This window comes from Halopseudomonas sp. T1L2, assembly GCF_055397385.1.
The window spans coordinates 1,160,608-1,184,550 of record NZ_AP040865.1; the positions used below are offsets into that span (position 1 = coordinate 1,160,608).

The following is a 23,943-nucleotide window of genomic DNA, read 5'->3' on the forward strand; positions in this document are numbered from 1 at the left end:
CGCGCTGCACCGCTTGGCGGTACAGCGCGACCACCCACTCTATTCAAACCCGGGCAGCGGCTGCCAGCCCCCGGCCGTGCGACGCTCCAGCCGCAGCGGCGTGCCATCCATGCGCAGCAATTCAAGCCAGCCATTGTGGACGAGGTCACGCACCGCCTGATGAGTGGAGATCACCTCATCGATCATCGCCCGGGGCGCTTCAATCACGGCCTGCAGCCGCAGCGGCCGATGCATCCACTGCTTGCCATCGTGCAGCGATTGTTTGGCGAGGCCGATCCGCAGATCGCCGCCGTTCCCCTCGAACACGCCGATATGCCCCCCCACCACGTTGTGAAGCAGCTTGTTGCCACTGCCGAACCGCAGGTTGTCCGTAGTGGACGTGAAGTACTGAAGGTTGATCCAGTGGGCTACCACCATCGGCGCGGTCATGATCAGCTCCAGCACCCCGCCGCCTTCGTCCTGACGCCAGTCATAGTCATGCAAAAAGGCACGCCCCTGCAGATCGATACCACGGGTTCTGGAACGCGGCGCGGCAATAAATGCCGCATTGCCGGCCAGCCCCCACTCCGGCCGGGTCTGGGCCCAGTCGCGCGCACGCCGGCGCAGGCGGCTCAACAACCTGTCAGGCTGGTCCTGCAGTGCTTCCATTCCAAGTCCGGCGGCTCGCTGCTGACGCACCTTGGCTGTGGCCGTATCCAGCGCCTGACGCAATTGCTGCCAATTGGCCTGAAGGGCCGCCGGAATCGCCTCAGGATCGAAAATCCGAATTTCGTCCGTGGTTGTATTGTGCAACCCGGCCAGAGCATGAAACTGGGGTGGCAGGTCGACGCCCCGCTCGCGCAGCTGTGCCTGCACAGCCGGTTCGTTGAACAGTCTGGCCAGCAGACGCGCATTGACCTCGCCGCTTTGCCCGCAACAGGCGCCGCAATCCAGGCCCGCTGCCTGCGGGTTGTTACTGCTCTGACTGCCGTGTCCGAGTAACACAACCAGTGCCGGCACCGCTCCGTAAATCCCCATGGCCTTGAGAATACGCTCGGCCAGATCACCCTTCTGCGCTGCTGTCATGGCCGGTAGCTGCGGTGCCAGCTGGGCCCACTCGCGCAGCTGCAGGGCGCTGCGGTGCGGCTCAACGTCGTTGCCTGTTATCCCGAAGGTACGCCCCAGCAAGGCACCGGCGTATCCCAGTCCGATACTCTCAACCAGGGTAAAGGTTGAAGCGGGCAGTCGTTCGAACAGTCGCCAGCGGTCCCGGCGGGTCAAACGGCTCTGACGCAGCAGGGTCAGACGCTGATCCCTTGCCGCATCGCCACTGCTGTCACTGACCTGGAGCTGAGGCGCCAGCAGACCGGGTAGCTGCGGGCGTGTCGCTCCTGTTCCCAGCGGCGTGTAAGCAATCGGCAGCCCGAAAAAGCCGGCAAAGCCCGCCGTTTCGATTGCCGGACAGGTCTGCTCCAGCGCCCGCCGCATCGGCTCGGAACGCACGTCGATACAGAAGAACAGCTTGGCTACCGGAACCTCGGGCGTCGCTGACGGCTGCGTCTGACACAGCCGGTTATGCAACTGCTCCTGCCACGACAGTTCCTCGGCCCGCTGCCACAACTGCAAAGCGCGCCAGGCAGCCGATGGCGGCTGGTGCAGACGGGCCTGCCAGTCCGCACGCCACTGTTGCCAACGGCTGCCGTTGCCGCGCTGACGATCATCGACCAACGACTCCCAGGCCGCGCGGATTGCCAGCAGCGCCATGACGGAGTGATCGTCCTCCCCCTGCAATCGGGCCTGCCAGCGCAGATAGGCACACCAGGACGCCCAGCCCAGACTGCGCAACAGCAAACAATCGAACCACAGGTGCCACTCATCCGGCTTGAGCCCAAGACGCTCCACCGCAAACGCCAGCGCGGCAAGCGGTTCGCAAGGCAGCTCTTCAATACGCTGATGCAGTTGCGGGCAGGCACTGAGCACACTCAATCCCCTGTCCTCCAGCATGCTGGCGCGCCAGGCCTGGTAAAGACCGGCGCTTTCGCCTGGCCGCCAGTCTGCCTGTTCGTGGTCGAACCAGGCCGCACAGCACTGACCAATCTGCTGATTGATCAGTACCGGCCATCCCGGCAGCGTAATACCGGGATCGGCCATATCCTCCAGCAGCGGCAGCCCGTTGAGGTCGGCCGGCGACTCATCCAGCGCCCGCAACAATTGCTCGACGCTGAGTGATCCCCCCTGCTCGGTTTGCGCTTGCAGAAGATGACGTTCGGCAATGACCCCGTCATGCCAGGCCCTGCGGTAGTCGTCGGGCTTGAGGGTCAGGCTGATACCTGCGCGCTGCCAGAGCTGCTCGGCGACGCTATGCCACGCCTGCTCCCTGCGCTCCCAAAGCGGGTTGACGGCGATCATGCGGTCCAGCGGCCAGGTCGGCGCTATCTTCGCACAAGACTGACGAACGGCATCGTGCAGTGCGTCCCGGTCGAGGCCGGTGAAGGATTCAAACGCGGTCATTGGCGATCTCCATGAGTCGGGGCAACAGGGTGCAGCGGGCGCGGAGGCCATACCCGGAAGGTCAGGCGGGTGAAGTGTTCATCAAGGGAGAAACCGGCGAATGCCAGCGGATACAGACGCTTGGCCAAAGCACCCGCAGGATTGGCCAGAATCTGGGCCTGAATCAGATACAACGTCAGAAACAGCGCAACGGCGAAGATGTTCAATGCGGCAGGGGCCGGGCTCAACTGCTGCGCCAGTATCCATCCGGCGATCTCATGCCAGAGCAGATAAGTGCCAAGCAGCAGGCAAAACATCAGCAGGCCGTACCCGAGTTGGCCGCGACGCAGGCACCAGGGTGCGAGACCAACGGCCAGGATGGCCAACGCTACCAGGGGCAATTGATGTCCCGGCAACAGGTTCGTCACGAACGCCTGCAGTGCAATCAGCACGCCGCCAGCCAACACAATGGCCACAAGCAGGCTGCTCAGCGCTGGAACCGGAACTTTCGGATGCAGCGCGTGATGACGCGCATGAGCTACCGTTTCTCCGGCTGCCAGGAAGGCATAGGCTTTATAGAGCGAGTGGGCCAGCAAGTGCACCAGCGCCAGTTCCCACAGCCCAAGCCCGCATTCGAGCAGCATCAGCCCCATCTGCGCACAGGTGGACCAGGCCAGGCGTACCTTGATGCTTACCCGCGTCATCATGACCAGTGCCGCCAGCATTGCGGTTAAACCGCCGACCACTACCAGCAGGGTCTGCGCCGGTACCGTTACGGAAAACAGCGGTGCGAAGCGCAGCAGAAGAAAACCACCCAGATTGACTACGCCTGCATGCAGCAGAGCTGATACTGGCGTCGGCGCCTCCATTACCTGAATCAGCCAGCCATGCACCGGCAGCTGTGCCGACTTGAGAATCACCGCCATGGCAAGCAGCAAAGCGGCCAACTGCATGTCCCAGCCTGGCTGACCATCGGCCTGCAAGCGCACGTCAAGCACCTGCAGGATGACGGCGATATTGCTGTCGCCCGCTGCTCGCACAAGCAGAACAGTCGCCATCAGCATGCAAATATCGGCAAGCCGGCTGGCGAGAAATTTCTTGTGCGCGACCACAATTGCCTGTGGCCGATCGCGATAGCAGGTCAACAACTGATGCAGGCACAGACTGGACAGGATCCAGGCACCCACCAGCACATAAAGGTCGGTGCTGGTCACCACTGTAGCTACGCAGGCCAGGGTCCCCAGCAACGAGAGTACGTAGCGTCGCTGCCCTGCCTCACCCTCCAGGTAGCGATGGGAATACTCGACGATCACCATGGCCAGCAGACCAATCAGACCTGCCATCAATAACCCCAGGCGATCATTGCGTAGCCCTTCAGAGGCTGCCTCAAATCCGCCCATGACGACAAACAGCAGGGCCAGAAAAGCCGCAACGCGTGCAGGCAACCATAAAGCCCGCACGGAGCGTGCGAGGACAACCGGCAGCAGCGCCGCCGCATAGATCATCGGCAGCAACTGAAGCAGGGAAATGGACAAACTCGGCATGAAAGGCACTCCGCAACAACGTGACTGGCCAAGTGTCGGGGAGTGCTTGAAATAATAAAAATAGATAGATAAGAATGGATTATTAACTTAAAGAGAATGAACTTGATGCGTCGACTGAATTTCCACCACCTGCACTACTTTTGGGCCGTCGCCAAAGAAGGCAATCTGACACGTGCTGCCGAAAGCCTGCATGTATCCCAGTCAGCCCTGTCGACCCAGATCCGCGCGCTGGAAGATCAGTTGGGCCATGCACTCTTCCTGCGCGCCGGGCGGAGCCTGCAGCTCACCGAAGCAGGCCAGCTGGTGCTTGATTACGCCGAAAACATCTTTGCCCTTGGCAGCGAACTGCAAACCACACTGCAAAGCAGCCGGCAGGCCAGCAGGATATTGCGTATTGGTGCGGTGGCTACGCTGTCGCGGAACTTCCAGGAAAACCTGCTGCGACCCTTTCTCGGTCGTGACGATCTGCGCATCACGCTGGAATCCGGCAGCATCGATGACCTGCTCGAGCGCCTCACCGTGCATAAACTGGACGTCGTGCTTACCAACAAGGCGGTGAGCACAGATAGCCATCGCAACTGGCAATGTCGCCGGCTCGCCCGTCAGGCAGTGTGCCTGATCGGCCCGCCCCGCAAGCATGCAACCCCGTTTGATCTGCAGCGCGATCTGCAACGGGTGCGCTTGATCGTTCCAGGCCCCAGCAGCGATGTGCGCAGCCAATTCGAGGTGTACTGCAACAGCAACGGCCTCAAACCGACCATATGTGCAGAAGTGGATGACATGGCCATGCTGCGCCTGCTTGCCAGGGATTCCGGTGACGTTGCCCTGCTGCCGGCGGTCGTCGTGCAGGACGAACTGCGCAGCGGCGCGCTGCAACTCTACGCCGAGGTACCCGACGTTGCCGAGCAATTCTTTGCGGTCACCCTGGAGCGCCAATTCAGGCTGCGTATCCTGGACGAGCTGCTCCAGCAGGCAGCGCAGGAAGCGTGACCGGCCAAGGCTCTCCCATGCTCAGAAACACAAGAACCCGGCAAAGTCCCGCCCGGCTTCAGCAAAGTCGGGCGGGCGGCAGCTAATTGTGGCCACCGCGGCATCTCAGGCTGCGAGTCAGAACAAGCCGGACATACTCCGGCGCTAGAATACAGTGCTGATCAGATAGGTCGTGTAGGCCACATAGGCTGTCATTAACGCAGCCCCTTCCACACGGTTGATACGCCCGGCGCTACGAAACCCGTAGCCGATCACAAACAGCGATACGGTCAGCGCAATCATCACCAGCATGTCTCGGTTGAATACCTCCGGCCCGACAGACAATGGATGAATCATGCCTGCGATGCCAACCACAGCCAGGGTATTGAAGAGATTTGAGCCCAGAATGTTGCCGAGGGCGATATCGTGCTCGCCTTTGCGGGCCGCGATAACCGAAGACGCCAGCTCAGGCAGCGACGTGCCCACCGCAACAATTGTCAGGCCGATTATCAGGTCGCTCACGCCAAACACGTGCGCGATCTCGACGGCCCCCCAAACCAGGATCCGGGAGCTGACAATCAGCAGTACCAACCCCAGAATCAGCCAGTAAACCGCGCGGCGAATTGGCATGACGCTCTGGTCCAGCTCCTGCTGCATTTCGCTTCCCAGCGCGTCACTCTGCTTGCGCAGCCCCTGCCAGATGGTCCAGGCCATCAAGCCGGCAAACACGCACAGCAATATGACGGCGTCGAGTCGGGAGATATGACCATCCCATAACTGCCATGCAGCCAGCGCAGTCACCGCCGTCAGAATCGGCAACTCCTTGCGAAGCACCTGCGAATGGACGGCAATAGGACTGATCAATGCGGTCACACCGAGGATCAGGGCGATATTGGTTATGTTTGAGCCATACGCGTTGCCCAGTGCGATCCCCGGGTTTCCCTGGGAGGCAGCCAGCGCCGATACCACCATCTCAGGGGCCGATGTACCGAACCCCACGATCACCATGCCGATCAGAAGCGGCGGCATACCGAAATGGCGAGCGGTTGAAGCCGATCCTTCGACGAAACGATCAGCACTCCAGACAAGAAGAACCAAACCCAGAACAACAGCAATGATTGCCAGCGTCATATAGACATTTAACTCGCTGAGAAAATAGAGGGTTATCGACAACGAACAAAACTGCAGATCCTGCCAGCGTGCCACGTGCCTGCATCATCCGGCACACGAACGCCCGCTGGTCCACGCCAAGCTATCAGAAGACAGGAACAAATCACATACAGCGCCACCCATACCGTATCGAAATAACGGATAGGCAGATCTGGATACAACAAAGCCCCTGTATACGGGGCTTCAGGACGGAAGATGGCAAAGGTGGCAGAGGAACAGACCGGGTAATTCGGTGCACGATGCCCCCCACTGCGCGGCCGCCATGGCAGAGTAATAACGCTCCTCGCCTGCAACACGGAGTCGATCGTGCCAGATATCTCAGCGCGAACTCTCGTGAAAAACAAAAAACCCGGCACGAGGCCGGGTTCTTTGATTGTATGGCGGAGGGACAGTCCGTAGCTTTAGGCTCTCATCACATCTCGCACAATCCAAAATATAGACACAATCCATTGTTTTAAAACGATATTTATTAACACATCGTCTTTTGACGTCTCACCGCTTCCAGCGCTAAAGTATGGGCCAGAGTATGGGCCAGCAACGCCGTACCACATTAACGTCAGGAGTCCCCTTTGGGTAATCTCACAGCTAAAACCATTGAAAAGCTCGTCAAGGATGGCACCTCGAAAATGCACAACGACGGTGACGGTCTATACCTTCGTGTCAAATCACCGGGAAGCGCCAGCTGGCTGTACAGATACCGCACCAATGGCAAACTCCGTGATATGGGACTCGGGGCTTACCCTGCCGTCACACTCGCCGAAGCCCGAGATCTAGCGACAGATGCGCGCAAGCTCGCCAAGACAGGAACCGACCCGCTAGAAGCCCGCAAGCGTTCGCGGGCTGAGCTCGAAGCAGAACAACGCCGCGCTGCGGCCCTTGCAACCACGTTTGAAAGCGTCGCCCAGGATTACATTGACTCTCAAAGGGCTGGCTGGAAAAACGCCAAGCACGCCAGCCAGTGGAGCAATACGCTCGCAACCTATGCCTTTCCGGTAATTGGTAATTTGCCGCCCAACGAGATTACAACCGAGCATCTGCTCAAGATTCTCAGACCAATATGGACCCGAGTGCCAGAAACGGCATCGCGGGTACGAAACCGTATTGAGTTGGTTCTGGATGCAGCGAAGGCTGTTGGGCTCCGTGAAGGGGAAAACCCAGCCAGATGGCGAGGACACCTAGACAAGCTGTTCCCAAAACGCAGCAAAGTAAGCAAAGTGGTTCATCACCCTGCTCTACCTTGGCAAGAGGCTCCTGCGTTTATTGCCGAGCTCCGAAAACACAACAGCCTGTCGCATAGAGCATTGGAAATGACAATCCTAACTTGCTGCCGCACCAGCGAGGTACTCGAGGCCAGGTGGGATGAACTCGACCTCAATGAAGGTATTTGGACCATACCTGAGGAGCGAATGAAGGCAGGGAAATCTCACCGAGTCCCACTAACATGAATCACACCGGGTTTCGTGGAGGCCTCAACTCTTGAGAGAATGAGGCATGAAGAAATCCAATAGCTACTCCCCTGAAGTCCGTGAACGTGCTGTGCGCATGGTTCTGGAGAACTTGAAGGACTACCCATCCGAGTGGGCAGCCATCGAATCCATTGCACCCAAGATTGGTTGTGTTCCGCAGACACTGCATGGCTGGGTGCGCAAACACCAGACCGACAACGGCCAGCGACCCGGTCAGACGACTGAGGAACGGGATCGTATCAAGGCCTTGGAGCGCGAGAACCGTGAGCTGCGTAAAGCGAACGAGATCCTCCGCCTGGCCAGTGCTTATTTTGCCCAGGCGGAGCTCGACCGCCGCAACAAACCCTGAACGCCTTCGTTGACGAGTACCGTGACCGTTACGGGGTCGAGTCGATCTGCCGCGTGGTGCAGATCGCTCCGTCCGGTTACTACCTGCATGCAGCACGTGCTCGACAGCCTGAGCGGCGAAGCACTCGCGCCCAACAGGATGATCTGCTGTGTGAGGACATCAAGCGTGTATGGGAGGACAACATGCAGTGCTACGGCGTCGTGAAAGTCTGGAAGCAACTCAGGCGCGACAAGGTGCACGTTGCCCGTTGTACCGTTGCGCGGCTGATGCGCCGCTTGGGATTGCAGGGCGTCCGGCGCGGCCAGGTAGTTCGTACCACGGTGCCTGATGGCAAAGCCGTCTGTCCGCTCGACAAGGTTCAGCGCCAGTTCAATGCTGACCGTCCCAATCAGCTTTGGGTTTCAGACTTTACATACGTATCAACGTGGCAGGGCTGGCTCTATGTAGCTTTTGTTATCGATGTTTTCGCACGACGCATCGTCGGCTGGCGTGTGAGCAACAGCATGAAAACGGAATTCGTGCTCGATGCCCTGGAGCAAGCACTCTACGCCCGGCAGCCAAGCCACACGGACAGTCTGATCCACCATAGCGATAGGGGTAGTCAGTACGTCTCTATTCGTTATACGGAGCGTCTCGCTGAGGCTGGAATAGAGCCCTCTGTTGGTAGCAAAGGAGACAGCTACGACAACGCCTTGGCGGAAACCATCAATGGCTTGTACAAAGCGGAATTGATTTACCGGCAGTCCTGGCGGAGCCGCGAAGCCGTCGAAATCGCCACCTTGAAGTGGGTTCACTGGTACAACCACCAACGGCTACTGAGCTCGATTGGATATATACCGCCGGCAGAAGCTGAGGCAAACTTCTACCAGCAACACACCGGTCAGGCCATGGCCGCCTGACTTAAACGAAATGGTCTCCATGAAACCCGGTGTGATTCAACAAGCCCCCTGCGATCCTTGCTAGAAAGCTTGAACCGAATCGATGACAGCCCATTTCTGTTTCCTGGCCAGAAAGAGGGACAATCTCTTTCCAACATGTCCATGCTGATGACACTCAGGCGAATGGGCTACAAGCACATCACCGTACATGGCTTCAGATCCACATTCCGGGATTGGGCGGCCGAAAACACATCTCATCCCCGCGATGTCTGTGAGCAGGCTTTGGCTCACACGCTAGAAAGCTCAGTGGAGTCGGCGTATCGGCGCGGTGACATGTTCGAGAAACGGCGAAAGCTGATGGAGGACTGGGCGCAGTATCTTGAGCAATAGAGCCCAAGCCACCCGAAGGTAATATACGGTGATAGCATCAGCATACCGTGCATCCAGCACAAGGTGATCAGCAGCGTGACATTCTTGACGAGCTCTAAAATCATGTAGTCATCCAATGGCACGGTTGGGGCATATAAAGAACATAAGATTGCATAGTAGCAATTTACTGGCTCGAAAGAGTCGCTCTGGCTAATCGATGCCCCCCATACAGCGGTCGCCCTCACCACACGGAAAGCTTTATTTCGCAGCAGACGATTTATCTATACCTCAGGTTGAAATTCTAAAAATGGATACACCTAGAGTAAGGATGTGCAAATTTCATTTGCCACTGCACATGGATGCTTCGTCGAAAAGTGAAAGATTGATGTTGCAGGCAAACAGACTGCTTTTGGACGACGCCAGCCCGTTCGCACTCTGTTAGCACTACTGCAAAGCATCCATTCGATCCAAAAAAATCTCAACCACACATTACCGCAATGACATCAGCACCAAGGAGGATCTCCCAATGTCATTGCAGTGCCCTCGCTGTCATTCCCCCAAAGTCGCTTCTTTCCATCACGCCATGAAGGCCGCCGCGGCCATCGGCGCTGTCGGTGGCCTCGCACGAGGCGTTAGCGCTACTCTGGCAGGCGGCAAAGCCGGCGCAGCGCTCGGCGTAATTGCCAGCCCTGTCGGTATAACCCTGGGCTCGGTATCCGGCGCCATTCTCGGAGGTCTGGCCGGAGGCGTCAGCGGCTGTGCGCTCGGTGCCCAGCTCGGTGAGTCGCTCGACCGTCACGTCCTGGCTCACAACCTCTGCCTGCTCTGCGGTCACCGCTTCAACCTGCCGGCCTGATCCGGCCACCGCTCTCTTCTTCCTTACCCATCACTGATTGCCGGTGCTGCGCTCTGCGCGGCGCTTTATGCCGGCCTGCATCCAAAGGAAATTCGTCATGGCACATCAAATCGAACAAATGGCCTACGTCGGCGCTACTCCGTGGCACGGCTTGGGCAACAACCTGCCGCAGAAGCAGCCCATCGAAGTCTGGCAACGCGAAGCCGGCATGGATTGGCAGATCCTGGAAAGCCCCGTGCACTTTAAGTCGGACGCCATCGGCCACCTGGGCGCGATTCATTCGTTCCCGGAGCAGAAAGTGCTATATCGCTCGGACATCAAGGCCCCGCTTTCGGTGGTCTCCAAGCGTTATCACACCGTCCAGCCTCGCGAGGTGCTGGAGTTCTACCGTGATCTGACCGAGGTCTCCGGCTACGAGCTGGAAACCGCTGGCGTGCTCAAGGGCGGCCGTAAGTTCTGGGCGCTGGCACGAACCGGCCAAGGCGCTGCGCTCAAGGGCAACGACCAGGTGAATGGCTACCTGCTGCTGGCCACTTCCTGCGACGGCACTCTGGCCACCACCGCAACGCCCACCACCATTCGCGTGGTCTGCAACAACACGTTGACCATCGCCCTGGACGGCACCAGCCGTGCGATCAAGGTGCCGCACAGCACTCGATTCGATGGCGATCTAGCAGCCTGTTGAAATTCGCCGCGATGATTACGTCCACTGCTTCTGGCAGCAGCGGTCGCGCTCGTTTACTTCCCGTTTAGGGCGCCAATCGATGGAAATAGCCCGATTTGGCGTGCTCCAGGCGCACCTTCCCCGTCAACGCGCTCATGCCATTGAGCCTGTAGCCAGCAGCTTCGGCAGGCGCACCAGGTTGCTTGCCGCCATGGCCAGCTGGAACAGCGCGTCGACACGCTCAAGTCCGCGTTGCTTCACCTGGCGCAGGCCTGCCGCCGCCTTGAGCCAGCCGAAGTGGGTTTCGATCCAGGCGCGAATCTTCAGGCTCAGTCCATAGCCAGCATGGCGCGTGGTACGGCCGTCGATGGCGCTACGCCGGCCACTGGTGTTCTGTGCCACATGCGGTGTCACGCCGAGTGCCCGACAGGCGGCCACGAAGTCTGCCGTATCGTAGGCCTTGTCCGCAGCCAAGGTGCGGCGACGGCGACCACCCAGCTTGCTCAGCATCGCCAGCGCGGCTTCGCGTTCGCCACGGCCACCGGCCAGAGTCACATGAGCACTGCGCACCAGGCCACTGCGGTGTTCCATCAGCACATGCCCCATGTAACTCAGCTGCGCGCCGGTGTTGTGGCTCTTTCGGTACAGCCGGGCATCCGGATCGCTGGTCGAGGCGTGGGTGTCGTTGCTGCGCTTGTGCCCCTTGAAGTCCGGCGGGGCATTGCGTGGTCCGGGGCCTTGATCGTCTGGAGAGTCGTCCTTGGGCCGGAAACTCTTCTGAGAGGCCCAGGCTTGCAGCAATGTGCCGTCGACTGAGAAGTGCTCATCCGAGATCAGCCCCTGCTTCTCTGCCAGGCGCACCACCTCGCTCAGAAATTCGGTGGCCACGGCCTGGGCATTGAGACGGTCACGGTTCTTCGAGAAGACCGAGTGATCCCACACCGGATCATCGATGGCCAAGCCGACGAACCAGCGGAACAGCAGGTTGTAGCCCAGTTGCTCCATGAGCATCCGCTCGCTGCGCAGCGAGTAGAACAACTGCAGCAACTGTGCCCGCATCAGCTTCTCGGGGGCGATCGAGGCGCGACCGGTGTCGGCATACAAGGTGTCAAACAGGGCGCTCATCCGCTGCAGAGCGGTGTCTGCCAGCTTGCGGATGGCGCGCAGGGGGTGAGTCGCTGGCACGAAGTCATCGAGCTTGGCGACAGTGAACAAGGATTCCTGAGTGATATCGGCGCCACGCATGGAAATCGGGGTTCCCGGCAGATTGGAGCCGATATCGTAAACCTTACACTGCAAAGTCAGACAGACCGTAGGCGAATTTCAACAGGCTGCTAGTGAAGAAGCAGCTCGGCATCGCCGTCTCGCAATGGGATGAGTTTATGTACCGCATGCGCCACCTGGCTGAACGCAAAGTGCAGTGGCATGAGGCACTGGGCTTCTTTATGAACGTGATGTGCGAGACCAGCCCGACCGGTCCGCTTCCTGAACAGCTGCCGAACGAGCGCGCTCTGCGCAAAGTTCAGGAGCTGTACGAAGGCCGTGGCCGGGGCAGCCAGCTGGACTCAGCACGCGGCACTGCCTTGGGCCTGCTCAATGCCGTGACCGAGTACGTCGATCACGAACGCCGGGCGCGCAGCATTGAGTATCGATTGGACTCTGCCTGGTTCGGCCAGGGCGCGCAGATCAAGCAACGCGCGCTGGACGCAGCACTGCAGCTCGCCGCTTAAGCTGATGCGGCATAAACACAACCCCTGATCGTCACAAGGGTGATCAGGGGTTGTTCAGCTGCTCTGCATTGAATGATCGCCCTTAATCAGGGGTAGATCAAGCAGTCGTGTCACCAGCCGCCATTTCGATCACGGCAATGGCAGCCGGGCGTTCGCGTTCAAATTGTTCCGGTCTGGATGATGAGGCCGACTAACGTCTCGGATGGCGCGTGACATACGAGCGCTGTGACTCCTGCAGGGGCGACTCAACAGCCTGACCGGACGGCGAGCATCAGCCCTTCTCACGTATTCGTCATGTCAGCTTTGACACTGCGCACGCGACGGCACCCGACCGAGGCTGTGTGGAAACGCAATCGCAATGAATGCGAGCAGGTAGATTTCCGTCGGATGCGATAGGCGCGAGGATTTCCGGCCGAATGGGCGTGATCTGCGTCTGCAGGGCATCCTGCGAAACAGCACCCCAGCAGCGCTAAGCCATTTCCACCCGGTTTCGCCCCGATTGTTTGGCGCGGTACAGTGCAGCATCTGCGCGGGCCAGCCACGCATCCACCGATTCATCACGGCTGTACAGCGCCAAGCCAAAGCTGGCGGTGATTGCGATGGGAATACCGCCATCGTTTGGGGTTTGGCTATTTGCAATGGCTAGGCGCAGGCGTTCGGCCATGGTTTGGGCGTTTGGCAGCTCGGTGTTCTCCAAGGCCACCACGAACTCTTCACCGCCGAGCCGACCTAAAAAGTCACCCTTGCGCAGCAACTGGCGTATCGTGTTGGTGAAAGTTTTCAGTACCTCATCGCCCGCAGCGTGCCCATAGGTGTCGTTGACTTTCTTGAAAAAATCAATATCGCCCATCAACACGCAAGGTGGCATCTTTTGGTGTTCGACCATGTCTTGCAGACGCTCCATGATGGATCGACGGTTGAGTGCGCCGGTCAATGGATCAGTCGTGGCAAGCCGTGTCAAACGCTCCTCTCGGTCCACTGCGTCCCCTACGTCGGCAATCGTAACGATGGCTTTGCGCGCTTCACCCTCACCAAACGGACTCACACGCATGCTTACATTCAAGATTTCGCCAGACTTCGCCAGCAGTCGGTCACGATCATTGCGGTAACGCTGTCCTGTTTGAAGCGCCTGCAGCGTCGGACAGGGCCCGGAGTGCAGATCCTCCCCGTTCCGTATGTGGGTTCTTTCATGCAAGTTCGCACCAACCAACTCGTCGGTCTTCCAGCCCAATAGGCGTTCGGATTCAGGGTTAATCCAGCAGACGCGGCACTGATGGTCGACCATCAACAGGGCAAGGTCAGCTTCGCTAGTGATGAGTTCTAGCTGGGCGTTCGTCTCTCTAAGTCCACGCCGTAGTTCGCGCGCGTTCCAGCGGGACAACAGCCACAACACCAACAGCGGAACGGTGAAAGTCGACATTACCACCAGTTGCGTGGCCCACGTCTTAACTGCCGAAGCGGTCAAGTGTCCGCAGGCTTGACCGGCAGAGCGCTGAGCTACCAGCCAGCGCGGTGCCGGCCATTGCTGCTGCTTGAATTGGTACCAAGCGTAATAGTGGCATTCCCCACGATACTCAAATTGACCTGACGAACTGGCCTGGATTTTTTCCCACAGCGCGGGCTCTTGTGTGGATAGCAGAGCGTCCGGGGCATCAGGCTTTGCCGAAAACAGCAAGTCCTTCTCACCACCGCCCATGATCCAGCCGCCGCTGCTGTTGAGCACCACCGGTTGCGCCACCGCCGTTGGCAGTACCCTGCGCAACTGTTTTTCCAGTTCATCCGCATTGGCATTCAGCACCACCATGCCCGCAGGGCTGCCGTTGACCATGACCTTGGCCACCGAACGCAGCATGGGGCGGAAGGGGCGCTCGATCTGTCCGTATTCAATGTTCAGATCAATTTCCGAGAGATAGACGCCGCCAGCCGTGAGTGCCAAGCCTCTCTGAACGTAATCACGGTCAGATTTGTTTTGTAGCTCTGTGACCAGTTGAGGAGGCCCACCTCGGTGATTCACCCGAATCCGCTCCATGCCCTGCTGATCGATGTAGCGCAGTTGATCCAGAGAGGGACGCAGCGAAGCAAGAATCCGCAGAGCGTCCTGCGCGCGCGCCAGTGTTTCTGCCGAGGGGTTTTCAAGATACATGCGCAGGATGGGGGACTGCGCAATGAATTCTGCATCCAGTGCCAACCGTTCCAGATAGCCGTCAGCCCGCATATGCATCAACGACAGATTGCGATCAACCGTGGTTTCATGCGTCTCACGAGTGACCTTGTTGATGTCGTACTGGCGCAAGCCGAGACCCAGTCCCAGCAAAAGCACCAACGCTAACGAATAGAAGGCGAGAGTGGCAAATTTTCGTTTGCGCATGAACGTTGTCTTTCCGTAGATTTTGAGGCCTCACACAGGGCGTGTCCGAATTTTTGTGTAAACGGTTCGGACTTCAATTGACGCAGATACGGTCTCCGAAGTAAATGGTAAATCGGTTCAGCGCGGCCTTCCAATCCCGAATCGGCATGCTCCACTTCTGGCTGATGTTGCGCAAGGCCAGGTAAAACAGCTTGGTCAGTGCCTCATCGCTGGGCAACGAACCACGGTTCTTGCTCAGCTTGCGCAGACCCATGTTGACCGACTCGATGGCGTTGGTGGTGTAGATGACCTTGCGGATTTCTGGCGGGTAGTCAAAAAACGGTGTCAGCCGGCTCCAGTTCCTGCGCCAAGACTGGCCAATGGGCTGATAGTCTGCGTCCCACTTGGCCTCAAACTCGCCCAGGCGCAGTTCAGCCTCCTGGGCAGTGGCCGATTGGTAGATGCGCTTGAGGTCGGCGGCCACTTCTTTACGGCGTTTCCAGCACACGTAGTTCAGGCTGTGGCGCACCATGTGCACGATGCACAACTGCACCACCGCCTTGGGGAACACCGCCTCAATGGCCTCAGGAAAGCCCTTAAGCCCATCGACGCAGGCAATGAAGATGTCCTGCACACCGCGGTTGCGCAGTTCGGTGACGACCTGCAGCCAGAACTTGGCCCCCTCGGTCTGGGCCAGCCACAGGCCCAGCAACTCCTTCTCGCCCGCCATGGTGATGCCAATGGCCAGGTACACCGCCTTGACCCGCACCGCACCCTCGCGCACTTTTACATGGATGCAGTCGAGGTAAACGATGGGGTAGATTGGCTCCAGGGGTCGGGCCTGCCAGGCCTTGACCTCATCGGCCACGGCATCGGTCACCGAGGAAATCAGACTGGGTGAGACTTCGGTGCCATACATCTCTTCGAGGTGGGCCTGTATCTCGCGCACCGTCATGCCACGGGCGTACAGCGAGATGATTTTGTCGTCAAAGCCGGCCCAGCGGGTCTGGTGCTTGGGGATGAGCTGCGGCTCAAAGCTGCCGTGCCGGTCGCGGGGTACCTCGATGGGCAGTTCGCCGAAATCGCCCTTGAGGGTCTTCCTGCTCTTGCCGTTGCGGGTGTTGCCTGCGGGGTTGGCCACTGCTTCGTTGCGTTCATGGCCCAGGTGCTCAGTCAGCTCAGCGTCCAGGGCTCGCTCTACCAGCAGCTTGGTCAGTTGCTTGAGTAGGCCGTTCTCGCCGATGAGGTCTTCGGGCCTCTTGTAGTTGGCCAGCAGGCCAGACAGCAGTTCTTCGGGTACGTCGTGTTTTGTAGTGTTCATGGTGCTTACGGACGGGCCGACGCAAGTCGGCGGGGAATTATCCGTTTACACAAAATTCTGCACACCCTCGGAAGTGATGCAGGCACTCATCAAGAGCGCGGCCCTTACTGATCCCTGGATGATTCCGTTCATATACCGACTGGTAATACTGCCGGCAGCCCTCTCCCTTTTCAGTCATCCTACATCGCTCGCATCATCCTTAGGCTTCCAGTCTGAGCTTAAACTATCGGCAGGCCAAGACGCCATGGCGCATGACTTAATTGAACAGCAGCTCATCCCGCACCTCGCGCTCCGGCAAGGGCGAGCCACTAAACCGCACCAGAAATTGAAACAATGTTGTCAGTATCGGCCCCTGATTTCCTGCTTGCTTTTCCATTCAAATAAATTTCAACCCTACATAACTCCCACGAGCCAACCCCAAGCCAGTCCGCTCAACTGGCCTGTCTCGTGAGGAGTTCTCTATGTCTCGATCCTGTCCTCGCTGTCGCTCGCCGCGTGTGGTGTTCTGCAACTACGGCAAGCGTATAGGCGGCACCGTAGGCACCGTGGCCGGTGCATTCAGTGGTGCCGCTGCAAGTTCTGCATCCGGAGCCGCAGCCGGGTTACGTATTGGCATGCAGGTCGGTGCGTCTGGTGGCCCTGCTGGCATTGGTGCCGGCGCGGTGCTTGGCGCTATCACCGGTGCCTTGGCTGGCTGCATTGCAGGGCTACGGCTGGGCAAAGTGGTGGATGAGCAGTTGCTCTGCCGCTTTCGCTGCCTGGACTGCCACGCGCATTTCTGAGCCCCACCCTTCCCTCTGACCTGTCTCTTTTCGTCTCTTTCCCATTGTCTTTGACCGCCTGGGCTCTATGGCTCGGGCGGCTTATGCCGTTTTGGAGGTTTCCATGGCACACCAAGTTGAAACTATGGCCTACGTTGGCACCACACCCTGGCATGGCCTGGGTAGCAAACTGTCCCGTCATCAGCCGCTGGAGGTCTGGCAACATGAAGCCGGCATGAACTGGCACATTGAAGAGTCCCCGGTGCGTTTTCTGTCGGACTCGGCTGCGCACCTGGGCAGCATCCATACCTTCCCGGAGCAGAAGGTGCTCTACCGTTCGGACACCAAGGCCCCGCTGTCGGTAGTCTCTCAGCGCTACAAGGTGGTTCAGCCGTTTGACGTGCTGGAGTTCTACCGGGATCTGACCGAGTACGCCGGCTTTGAGCTGGAGACTGCCGGCGTACTCAAGGGTGGCCGCAAGTTCTGGGCGCTCGCCCGTACCGGTCAGGCCTCAGTGCTCAAAGGCAATGACCTGGTCAACGGCTACCTGCTGTTGGCCACGTCCTGCGATGGCACGCTGTCGACCGTGGCGACTCCCACGACCGTGCGGGTAGTCTGCAACAACACCCTAGCCATCGCGGTGGACGGCGCAGCCGAGTCAATCAAGGTGCCCCACAACACCGAGTTCAACGCCAAGGCGGTCAAACGCCAGCTGGGTATCTCGGTCGCTCAGTGGGATGACTTCATGTACCGCATGAAGCATTTGTCCCAGCGCAAGGTGAACACCGGTGAAGCGCTTGGCTACTTCCTGCGGGTGATCTGCGACACCGAGCAGGACGTGGAGGATCGCCGCGAGCTCACCCAGCACCGCGCCCTGCAGAAAGTGCAGGATCTGTACGCTGGCAAAGGACGTGGCTCTCAACTGGTATCAGCACAGGACACCGCGTGGGGTTTGCTGAATGCGGTGACCGAGTACGTCGATCACGAGAAACGTGCTCGCAGTATTGATCACCGACTGGACTCAGCCTGGTTTGGTCAAGGTGCCACCCTGAAGCAGAAAGCCCTGGATCACGCCCTGGAGCTGATCGCCTGATTTTCCCGTACGGGTTTTCCGTTTCCCTCAATTCCCTTTTCTACTTACTCGCCTGAGCCCGATCAGTGTCTTCTGGTCGGGCTTTTGTGCGTCTGGAGTTTGCTTATGAATACGCATCAAACCACACCGGCCACTGGCCCCAACAAAGCAGGCCGTGGCGTCCTGCGCCTGGTCAGCACCAAAGACCTCTCCCGTAACGACTGGCTGGACGTGCGCAAACGCGGTATCGGCAGTTCGGATGCAGCAGCCGCTATCGGTCTCAACCCCTACAAATCCCAGCTAGAGCTTTGGTTGGAGAAAACCAACCGTGACGTTGGCCTGGCTAAACCCAATCCGGATGACGACACCACCCCGGTGTTCTGGGGCGTGGTGCTGGAGCCGGTTGTCGCTTCCCAGTACCAACGCCGTACCGGCAACAAGGTACGCAAGGTCAATGCCGTACTGCAGCACCCTGACGAGCCCTGGATGCTGGCCAACATCGACCGCGAAGTCGTTGGCAGCAACGAGGTCCAGATCCTCGAATGCAAAACGGCTGGTCTGAATGGTGCCCGCCTGTGGCGTGACGGGGTACCCAAGTACATCGAGGTGCAGGTCATGCATCAGTTGGCTGTCACCGGTAAGCAGGCGGCGGATGTGGCTGTGTTGCTCGGCGGTCAGCAACTGGAGGTCTATCGCATCGAGCGTGACGAGGCGTTGATTAAGCAGTTGATCGCGCTGGAGCGGCAGTTCTGGCATTACGTTGAGACCGACACCCCGCCACCGGCAGATGGCTCAGAGTCCGCCGAAGCAGCGCTGCGTCTGCTCTACCCGGCTGACGATGGTGAGCAATTGGACTTCACCGAGGACGCCGCGTTGTCACATGCGTTCGATGAGCTGAAGCAGGTTCGGGGCTCTTTGACCAGCTTGGGCAAGCGCGAAGCCGAGCTCAAGCAGTCTCTGCAACAGGCCATGGGCAGTGCCAGCAAGGCGCTCTTTGCCAGCGGCAGCATCAGCTGGAAGAAGTCCAAGGACGGTACCGGTATCGACCTCGACGCCCTGTTCAAGGACCACCCTGCCCTCAAGGCGCAGTACCAGATCAGCAAGCCCGGTAGTCGGCGCTTTCTGGTCAGTTGATTTGTTTTATCTCCCATCACACCCCTTCAGGCCGACTGCCGCTATGGCGTCGGCCTTTTTGTTTCTGACAGGAGCATTCCCATGATCAAAGGCCTGGCAATCACCCCGCCCGTGCTCGGGCGTATCTCCATCGGTAAGGTGGTCGAGAAGAACGGCAAGCGACTGCCGGAGAAGGACGACCAGTTCACCATTACCTCTCAAGTCCAGACCCGTGATGGCTGGCTGGTTCACCCGCTTGATGAGCTGCTGCGCAAGGAGCAAGGCGGCAAGATCCGCAGCATTCCGGTGCGCCTGCTGTTCAACGACCCGGAGCTCAACTTCCGCGCTGAGTACAGTCTGTTTGACCGCACCAGTGGTCGACCGCTCTGTGTCGGTAACGGGGAGTCGTGCAAGCGCTCAACGGCAGAAGGCATTCAAAACCTGCCCTGCCCTTCACCGGATGGCTGTCCGCTAGCACCCGGAGGCAACTGCAAACCTTACGGTCGTTTGAACGTCGCCATTGGTGATGACGATCCGCTGGGGAGCTTTGTATTTCGTACTACCGGCTACAACAGCATCCGTACCCTGTCAGCGCGACTGAGTTACCTGCAGGCCTTGTCTGTAGATCGGCTGGCGTGCCTGCCGCTGGAGCTTCGTCTGCGAGGCAAGTCGACCCGCCAGAGTCACGGTGCACCGATCTACTACGTGGATCTGACCCTGCGTAGTGGCCTGAGCCTGGAAGAAGCCCTCTCGCAGGCGCGCCAGCTGGATCAATCACGGCGCGATGCGGGCTTTGATCAACAAGCACTGGACGCAGCCGCACGTATGGGGCTGGTCAATGGTGCTTTTGAAGAAAGCGAAGAAGACTCGCATCTGGTCCTTGAGGAGTTCTATCCAGAGCAATCGGTGGCTGAGTCAGCGCCAGCAACCACCACGCAAAAGCCCACGCCGCCCTACAGCAGCCGTCGGAGCCGAAACGGTATGCCGACCCTGCACGACCTGATTCTCGAACGTACCCACAACCTGCAACAAGCCAATCCACCCGCCAGCGCCTGAGCGGGTGGGTTTTCCTGTATCCGGAGATCACCATGAGCAAGCAAAAAACGTCGTCGGCGCTGGTGCCGACAGCGGGCATTGAGCTGTCCGAAACCGAAGTCCTGAGCTGGGCCCAGTCGATTCTGGAAGCCCGCTTTCATCGCAGCAACTACCTGACTAGCCCGAACCTGGTCCGTGACTACCTTGTGTCCCAACTGGCCCACGAGGAGCGAGAGGTGTTCGGCATCATCCTGCTGGACAGCCAGCATGGGGTGCTGCGGTTTGAGCGGCTGTTCTACGGCACCATCGACAGCGCCAGCGTCTATCCCCGAGAAGTCGTCAAAGCGGTACTCAATGCCAATGCCGCCGCCGTCATTCTCGCCCACAACCACCCAAGCGGTGTGCCTGAGCCCAGCCAGGCCGACCGCACCCTGACCACCCGCCTGCAAACCGCCCTGCAAACCATCGATGTACGTATGCTCGATCACCTGGTGATTGGTGGCACGACAGCGGTGAGTTTTGCTGAGCGCGGGTTGATCTGAACGCAGCCGTAAAGGAGATCCAGCAATGATGAAGACCTGCACCATCTGCAACAGCGCCACACTGGTTCATCGGCAGAACCTGCGCACCCTGGTCGTGATGGCCGGGGTGCTGGATGTGCTGTTGCGTACTCATGTTGAGCGCCAGCAGGACGCGCCGACCAACCACGTGCCATGGGAGCAGCTAGGAAAGCTGGTGGCACTGCTGGCAGAGCCAGCACCCTTGCTGACAGAAGGCACGGCTCAAGGCGAGGCACTGGCCGACAACGTGGCAAAGCACTGGCTGGGCACCTTCGACAGCCTGTGCCTGAACTGCGGATTCTTGCTGATGGATGAGCCCGACGACCCAGCGCCGGGGTGATGCCCGGTTATTTGGTTTTCAGGCGCTCTGTCAGCTGCGCCACCAGACGCAAGACCAGCTCCCGGTCAGAGGTGTCCAGCGGCTCCAGCATGCTGCGCAGGTTACGCACCTGATCGTCGACGTGCGGGCTCCCCTCTGTCAGCAGATCCACCGCTTCACAACCAAATAGCGCAGCCAACTCATAAAGGCGGGCAACCGATGGCATGGCAATGCCCCGCTCCATCCGCGAGACCGCCTCAATGCCGATACCCAACTTGCCGGCAACACCGTCCTGTGTCATCCCCGCATCACTGCGCTTTTGCGCAATCGCCCGACCGATGCTCGCGGTCAGGGCATTTTTTGGTTTGGCCATACCCCCTCCTATCCGACCTGAATGGTTGGGCATCGACCGATTGACATGAAGGACTTGAAGCGATGAGAATCAACTCCACAGGTAGATTTGACGCCAATTTCTACGCTTTGACTCCACTAATTAGAAAAGGAAAGGACGCCATGAAGCACTCTCTCCGCGCCAGCGCGCTGCTCAGCGTACTGGCTTTCACCAGTATTCCCGCCACGGCAGCCGAGTGGACCAGCGGCTACGGCATGGGCACGACCGAGTACACGGTCACCGATGAATCCGGGAACGAGCTGTACATCGCCTGCCCTGGCAGCGACGGTGAATATGTCCATGCCTACGCCAAGATCCACGGGCAGTCCTACAGCTCGAAGAACGATCCCGGTTTCAACGTCATCCTCGATGGCACCGAGTACGGCAACCCGTTCGACACCATGTGCCGCATCTGCGGTCAGGCTTTCCCGAGCTTCTGGGAGCACCTGCGAACAGCCCAAACCCTGCAGATCAGCCAGGACGGGCAAACCGTCACGCTGCCCACGACCGGCATCGACGTACTCAAGCCGCTCAACCACCCGGGAAACACCTGCCAGTCAGCCTGGTGATCAGGTGCACCTATTCCAATAACGCTCAAAAGGAGCCCGCTGTATGGAACAGAACAACCTCGACCGACGAGATCCCCAGAACGACGAGGACGATTACATCGACGACACCTTGCCAGTCCCAGTCAAAGTGCTCGGCTGGGCGCTGGCAGCCTTTGCCTTCGCCATCTTCGCTGTAACGTTCAACAACTCCGGCATGGTGCTGCGTGCTGGCTTTTTCGCCAAAGCCTTCGCGGTATTGGTAGGCACCTTGCTCGGCTGGGGTGGCGCCCTGCTGGGCGATGCCATCTGCCGCTTTGCGCGCCCGTCTGCCGTGTTCACAACCGGCGGTTTTTTCAGCCTGGTGTTCACCAAGCTGTTTTGGATCGCGGGTCCTCAGCTGATCGGCATGGGTATTGGCGTGATGCTGGGCATGTCCCAAGTCCTGTCCCGCATATAAGGAGCAAGGATGTGAAAAATAAACTACTGGCGGTATTGGCGCTGAGCGCACTGGCAGCGGGCTGCTCTAGCCCTGAAGACAAGATGCGTGGTGAATTCTTGTCAGGCTGTGCTCAAGGTGGTGCAGATAAAGAGGTATGTGGCTGCGTATTTGATAAGGTGATCGAGGAATTCGATATTTCCTACCTGGAACGCGTAAAGCGTACTGGTGTTCCGAGCCAAGAGTTCATCCAATTCAACGTGGAAGCCACCTTGCAGTGCAGCGGGGTCTACTGAACGAGAACACCCCAGCGGCCTGCGGGCCTGGCTGGGGTGTTTTTCTTTTTTGGGTAACGAACTACACAAGCGAAGCCTACCGCAACCAGCTATGACTCATCTTTACCATTGCAGTCAACGCTGGAGCGGAGGCTGCAGCAGATTTCTGTGTCCGGCACTCCTGATCGAGCAATGGAACAAATCTAGCAGTGGGCCAGCAGGCTGCCAAAACAAATCAAGCTACGAAAAAACAGCTTGAGACGGGCTGAGAAATTGAAACTGATTTCAAAGTGCTGCTAGCTGCATTCAGTGTTCGTCTCTGAATGCTTGGGCCAGCCGGGCAAGATGCCGCATTATCTTCGCTTCTCGCGCCTTTGCATGGGCATGCGGATATAACACACCAAGAATGCAGTACCTGTTTTCCTCAAGCTCACCACGAACGTAAACCAGCGCCGCGTCACGCTTCCTATCACAGGTTCGATCATATTGAGGCACATTCCTGGGGAACGTGTCCGGCGGCAGTTTCAAGTGAATGTGCATCAAGTGAGCCCGATATGCGGCGTAGGGCTCAACGTACGGGGCATCCCGCCCGAAGGTGGAAGGTAGGACGCCAGTCTCGATATAGGAAACAAAGTCCGCCATCAAATCTTCCGCCAACGAGGGAAAGTCTTTCAACGGCTCAGCGAAGAACTCATTAAAGGTGTCTGGGTGATACTCGACGATAACCGCCGACATCAAGCATTCGCCAGCTCGATCAGGCGCTGCGTGGAGCGCTCTGCCAAGGCCCGCATTGCGGAAGTACCCGCTCTTGCTTCGACGACATTCGGGATTGTGTGGGCCTGGCGAACCAGGCCGTAGAGCTCAGCCACCCTAGCACGCCCCTTAGCGATCGCCCTTCGCATCTCCATGTGGAGAGGGAGCAATTCTTCAGGCACTGAAGCGCTCTTGAGCCCGACCTCAACGCCGCGCAGACTATTGAGCAGGTCAGCTAAGGGCTGAATGCCGTCAGCCTCAAACTCGAGGCGAACATCATTTTTCAGCGATGCTTTGATAATGGCAGAGAACGTCTCTTCCATGCTCTTGGCATCTGCAATGGTTTTGTGAATCTCGTCGGCTAGGCGAAGAATTTCCTGGCTACATTCGTGCCGCGCCATCGGCTCAGCTGAACGGTCCGTGGAAGCCATTGCAGAGTCGTAGCCAGCCAAAAGCCCCAGTGCAGCTGTAATGACTGCTGGTATCGCATTGCTCATTGTCTGCCCTCCTGGTGACTTGTTCATGGTTACCCCTCTTTACCATAGGTA

General features: G+C 58.8%; 22 protein-coding genes, 2 pseudogenes and 1 other annotated feature. Of the genes and pseudogenes, 15 read left to right on the forward strand and 9 right to left on the reverse strand.

Going from position 1 to position 23,943, the window contains the following annotated elements:
- Positions 1–39 precede the first annotated feature (39 nt).
- Positions 40–2,490, reverse strand: coding sequence for a YbcC family protein (locus ACZ5WQ_RS05445; RefSeq protein ID WP_464383317.1), 2,451 nt, complete (start codon positions 2,488–2,490; stop codon positions 40–42).
- Positions 2,487–4,013 carry an NADH-quinone oxidoreductase subunit L gene (locus ACZ5WQ_RS05450; protein ID WP_464383318.1) on the reverse strand — a complete coding sequence of 509 codons (1,527 nt, stop codon included), beginning with the start codon at positions 4,011–4,013 and terminating at the stop codon, positions 2,487–2,489. Before ACZ5WQ_RS05450 ends, ACZ5WQ_RS05445 begins: the two co-directional genes overlap by 4 nt.
- Positions 4,014–4,118: 105 nt before the next feature.
- On the opposite strand from ACZ5WQ_RS05450, the gene ACZ5WQ_RS05455 reads away from it, so the two are divergent.
- Positions 4,119–5,003: a LysR family transcriptional regulator gene (locus ACZ5WQ_RS05455; protein WP_228244821.1), complete on the forward strand. Its 885-nt coding sequence runs from the start codon at positions 4,119–4,121 to the stop codon at positions 5,001–5,003.
- 144 nt (positions 5,004–5,147) lie between these two features.
- Here ACZ5WQ_RS05455 and ACZ5WQ_RS05460 read toward each other — a convergent pair whose 3' ends face one another.
- Complete coding sequence (locus ACZ5WQ_RS05460) at positions 5,148–6,113, reverse strand: calcium/sodium antiporter (RefSeq protein WP_228245051.1); 966 nt, start codon at positions 6,111–6,113, stop codon at positions 5,148–5,150.
- A gap of 608 nt (positions 6,114–6,721) precedes the next feature.
- Here ACZ5WQ_RS05460 and ACZ5WQ_RS05465 point away from each other — a divergent pair.
- From ACZ5WQ_RS05465 to ACZ5WQ_RS05480, 4 genes and pseudogenes are all read left to right on the forward strand, one after another.
- Positions 6,722–7,597 carry a tyrosine-type recombinase/integrase gene (locus ACZ5WQ_RS05465; RefSeq protein ID WP_464383319.1) on the forward strand — a complete coding sequence of 292 codons (876 nt, stop codon included), beginning with the start codon at positions 6,722–6,724 and terminating at the stop codon, positions 7,595–7,597.
- 46 nt (positions 7,598–7,643) lie between these two features.
- Positions 7,644–8,866 (forward strand): IS3 family transposase gene (locus tag ACZ5WQ_RS05470; RefSeq protein WP_228246832.1). Its coding sequence is split into 2 segments (ribosomal slippage): positions 7,644–7,929 and positions 7,929–8,866, totalling 1,224 coding nucleotides; the frame shifts between segments, so codons are not numbered across the junction.
- Positions 7,922–8,038, forward strand: a sequence feature (AL1L pseudoknot). Its footprint overlaps the gene before it by 117 nt.
- Before the next feature lie 874 nt (positions 8,867–9,740).
- Entirely contained in the window at positions 9,741–10,070 is a 330-nt protein-coding gene (locus tag ACZ5WQ_RS05475; protein ID WP_464383320.1) for a hypothetical protein, read from the forward strand.
- Between the two features lie 97 nt (positions 10,071–10,167).
- A pseudogene (locus tag ACZ5WQ_RS05480) lies at positions 10,168–10,734 on the forward strand (DUF932 domain-containing protein); the annotation flags it as partial.
- A gap of 153 nt (positions 10,735–10,887) precedes the next feature.
- On the opposite strand, the gene ACZ5WQ_RS05485 reads toward ACZ5WQ_RS05480, so the two are convergent.
- Positions 10,888–11,979 carry an IS5 family transposase gene (locus ACZ5WQ_RS05485; RefSeq protein WP_464383627.1) on the reverse strand — a complete coding sequence of 364 codons (1,092 nt, stop codon included), beginning with the start codon at positions 11,977–11,979 and terminating at the stop codon, positions 10,888–10,890.
- Between the two features lie 77 nt (positions 11,980–12,056).
- Here ACZ5WQ_RS05485 and ACZ5WQ_RS05490 point away from each other — a divergent pair.
- A pseudogene (locus ACZ5WQ_RS05490) lies at positions 12,057–12,464 on the forward strand (DUF932 domain-containing protein); the annotation flags it as partial.
- 469 nt (positions 12,465–12,933) lie between these two features.
- Here the strand turns inward: ACZ5WQ_RS05490 and ACZ5WQ_RS05495 are convergent.
- Both ACZ5WQ_RS05495 and ACZ5WQ_RS05500 read right to left on the reverse strand, forming a co-directional pair.
- Positions 12,934–14,832, reverse strand: coding sequence for a diguanylate cyclase (locus ACZ5WQ_RS05495; protein ID WP_464383321.1), 1,899 nt, complete (start codon positions 14,830–14,832; stop codon positions 12,934–12,936).
- Positions 14,833–14,905: 73 nt separating this feature from the next.
- Positions 14,906–16,132 (reverse strand): IS256 family transposase, encoded by a 1,227-nt coding sequence (locus ACZ5WQ_RS05500; protein WP_464383322.1) that lies wholly within the window; start codon positions 16,130–16,132, stop codon positions 14,906–14,908.
- Between the two features lie 461 nt (positions 16,133–16,593).
- Here ACZ5WQ_RS05500 and ACZ5WQ_RS05505 point away from each other — a divergent pair, with 461 nt between their 5' ends.
- The 6 genes from ACZ5WQ_RS05505 (at position 16,594) to ACZ5WQ_RS05530 (ending at position 21,013) form a co-directional block, all read left to right on the forward strand.
- Positions 16,594–16,914, forward strand: coding sequence for a hypothetical protein (locus ACZ5WQ_RS05505; protein ID WP_464383323.1), 321 nt, complete (start codon positions 16,594–16,596; stop codon positions 16,912–16,914).
- A gap of 103 nt (positions 16,915–17,017) precedes the next feature.
- Positions 17,018–17,986, forward strand: coding sequence for a DUF932 domain-containing protein (locus ACZ5WQ_RS05510; RefSeq protein ID WP_464383324.1), 969 nt, complete (start codon positions 17,018–17,020; stop codon positions 17,984–17,986).
- 105 nt (positions 17,987–18,091) lie between these two features.
- Positions 18,092–19,099 carry a YqaJ viral recombinase family nuclease gene (locus tag ACZ5WQ_RS05515; protein ID WP_464383325.1) on the forward strand — a complete coding sequence of 336 codons (1,008 nt, stop codon included), beginning with the start codon at positions 18,092–18,094 and terminating at the stop codon, positions 19,097–19,099.
- Positions 19,100–19,180: 81 nt separating this feature from the next.
- Positions 19,181–20,134: a recombination directionality factor gene (locus ACZ5WQ_RS05520; RefSeq protein WP_464383326.1), complete on the forward strand. Its 954-nt coding sequence runs from the start codon at positions 19,181–19,183 to the stop codon at positions 20,132–20,134.
- A gap of 32 nt (positions 20,135–20,166) precedes the next feature.
- Positions 20,167–20,655: a RadC family protein gene (radC, locus tag ACZ5WQ_RS05525; protein WP_464383327.1), complete on the forward strand. Its 489-nt coding sequence runs from the start codon at positions 20,167–20,169 to the stop codon at positions 20,653–20,655.
- Between the two features lie 25 nt (positions 20,656–20,680).
- The gene (locus ACZ5WQ_RS05530; RefSeq protein ID WP_464383328.1) at positions 20,681–21,013 is read left to right on the forward strand and encodes a hypothetical protein; all 333 of its coding nucleotides are present in this window, start codon (positions 20,681–20,683) and stop codon (positions 21,011–21,013) included.
- Between the two features lie 7 nt (positions 21,014–21,020).
- Here the strand turns inward: ACZ5WQ_RS05530 and ACZ5WQ_RS05535 are convergent, their stop codons facing one another.
- Positions 21,021–21,365 carry a helix-turn-helix domain-containing protein gene (locus tag ACZ5WQ_RS05535; RefSeq protein ID WP_464383329.1) on the reverse strand — a complete coding sequence of 115 codons (345 nt, stop codon included), beginning with the start codon at positions 21,363–21,365 and terminating at the stop codon, positions 21,021–21,023.
- Between the two features lie 140 nt (positions 21,366–21,505).
- Between ACZ5WQ_RS05535 and ACZ5WQ_RS05540 the strand changes: the two genes are divergently transcribed.
- Genes ACZ5WQ_RS05540 through ACZ5WQ_RS05550 form a run of 3 tightly spaced genes read left to right on the forward strand, consistent with a single transcriptional unit; the run spans position 21,506 to position 22,663 of the window.
- Complete coding sequence (locus ACZ5WQ_RS05540; protein ID WP_341709063.1) at positions 21,506–21,952, forward strand: hypothetical protein; 447 nt, start codon at positions 21,506–21,508, stop codon at positions 21,950–21,952.
- Between the two features lie 43 nt (positions 21,953–21,995).
- Positions 21,996–22,388: a hypothetical protein gene (locus ACZ5WQ_RS05545; RefSeq protein WP_335601002.1), complete on the forward strand. Its 393-nt coding sequence runs from the start codon at positions 21,996–21,998 to the stop codon at positions 22,386–22,388.
- An 11-nt stretch (positions 22,389–22,399) separates the two neighbouring features.
- A complete protein-coding gene (locus ACZ5WQ_RS05550; protein ID WP_228246473.1) occupies positions 22,400–22,663 on the forward strand; it encodes a hypothetical protein in 264 nt (87 codons plus the stop codon).
- A 285-nt stretch (positions 22,664–22,948) separates the two neighbouring features.
- On the opposite strand, the gene ACZ5WQ_RS05555 is transcribed toward ACZ5WQ_RS05550, so the two are convergent.
- The gene (locus ACZ5WQ_RS05555; RefSeq protein WP_228246476.1) at positions 22,949–23,377 is read right to left on the reverse strand and encodes a type II toxin-antitoxin system YafO family toxin; all 429 of its coding nucleotides are present in this window, start codon (positions 23,375–23,377) and stop codon (positions 22,949–22,951) included.
- Positions 23,377–23,892, reverse strand: coding sequence for a hypothetical protein (locus ACZ5WQ_RS05560; RefSeq protein ID WP_228246477.1), 516 nt, complete (start codon positions 23,890–23,892; stop codon positions 23,377–23,379). Before ACZ5WQ_RS05560 ends, ACZ5WQ_RS05555 begins: the two co-directional genes overlap by 1 nt.
- Positions 23,893–23,943 lie beyond the last annotated feature (51 nt).

Excerpts from the sequence above, each read along its gene's own strand:
- ACZ5WQ_RS05505 (WP_464383323.1), top strand. The coding sequence starts at position 16,594 with ATGTCTCGATCCTGTCCTCGCTGTCGCTCGCCGCGTGTGGTGTTCTGC.
- ACZ5WQ_RS05495 (WP_464383321.1), bottom strand. The coding sequence starts at position 14,832 with ATGCGCAAACGAAAATTTGCCACTCTCGCCTTCTATTCGTTAGCGTTG.
- ACZ5WQ_RS05475 (WP_464383320.1), top strand. The coding sequence starts at position 9,741 with ATGTCATTGCAGTGCCCTCGCTGTCATTCCCCCAAAGTCGCTTCTTTC.
- ACZ5WQ_RS05545 (WP_335601002.1), top strand. The coding sequence starts at position 21,996 with ATGGAACAGAACAACCTCGACCGACGAGATCCCCAGAACGACGAGGAC.
- ACZ5WQ_RS05500 (WP_464383322.1), bottom strand. The coding sequence starts at position 16,132 with ATGAACACTACAAAACACGACGTACCCGAAGAACTGCTGTCTGGCCTG.
- ACZ5WQ_RS05535 (WP_464383329.1), bottom strand. The coding sequence starts at position 21,365 with ATGGCCAAACCAAAAAATGCCCTGACCGCGAGCATCGGTCGGGCGATT.
- ACZ5WQ_RS05510 (WP_464383324.1), top strand. The coding sequence starts at position 17,018 with ATGGCACACCAAGTTGAAACTATGGCCTACGTTGGCACCACACCCTGG.
- ACZ5WQ_RS05450 (WP_464383318.1), bottom strand. The coding sequence starts at position 4,013 with ATGCCGAGTTTGTCCATTTCCCTGCTTCAGTTGCTGCCGATGATCTAT.
- ACZ5WQ_RS05530 (WP_464383328.1), top strand. The coding sequence starts at position 20,681 with ATGATGAAGACCTGCACCATCTGCAACAGCGCCACACTGGTTCATCGG.
- ACZ5WQ_RS05445 (WP_464383317.1), bottom strand. The coding sequence starts at position 2,490 with ATGACCGCGTTTGAATCCTTCACCGGCCTCGACCGGGACGCACTGCAC.
- ACZ5WQ_RS05555 (WP_228246476.1), bottom strand. The coding sequence starts at position 23,377 with ATGTCGGCGGTTATCGTCGAGTATCACCCAGACACCTTTAATGAGTTC.
- ACZ5WQ_RS05460 (WP_228245051.1), bottom strand. The coding sequence starts at position 6,113 with ATGACGCTGGCAATCATTGCTGTTGTTCTGGGTTTGGTTCTTCTTGTC.
- ACZ5WQ_RS05540 (WP_341709063.1), top strand. The coding sequence starts at position 21,506 with ATGAAGCACTCTCTCCGCGCCAGCGCGCTGCTCAGCGTACTGGCTTTC.
- ACZ5WQ_RS05560 (WP_228246477.1), bottom strand. The coding sequence starts at position 23,892 with ATGAGCAATGCGATACCAGCAGTCATTACAGCTGCACTGGGGCTTTTG.
- ACZ5WQ_RS05485 (WP_464383627.1), bottom strand. The coding sequence starts at position 11,979 with ATGCGTGGCGCCGATATCACTCAGGAATCCTTGTTCACTGTCGCCAAG.
- radC (WP_464383327.1), top strand. The coding sequence starts at position 20,167 with ATGAGCAAGCAAAAAACGTCGTCGGCGCTGGTGCCGACAGCGGGCATT.
- ACZ5WQ_RS05520 (WP_464383326.1), top strand. The coding sequence starts at position 19,181 with ATGATCAAAGGCCTGGCAATCACCCCGCCCGTGCTCGGGCGTATCTCC.
- ACZ5WQ_RS05515 (WP_464383325.1), top strand. The coding sequence starts at position 18,092 with ATGAATACGCATCAAACCACACCGGCCACTGGCCCCAACAAAGCAGGC.
- ACZ5WQ_RS05455 (WP_228244821.1), top strand. The coding sequence starts at position 4,119 with ATGCGTCGACTGAATTTCCACCACCTGCACTACTTTTGGGCCGTCGCC.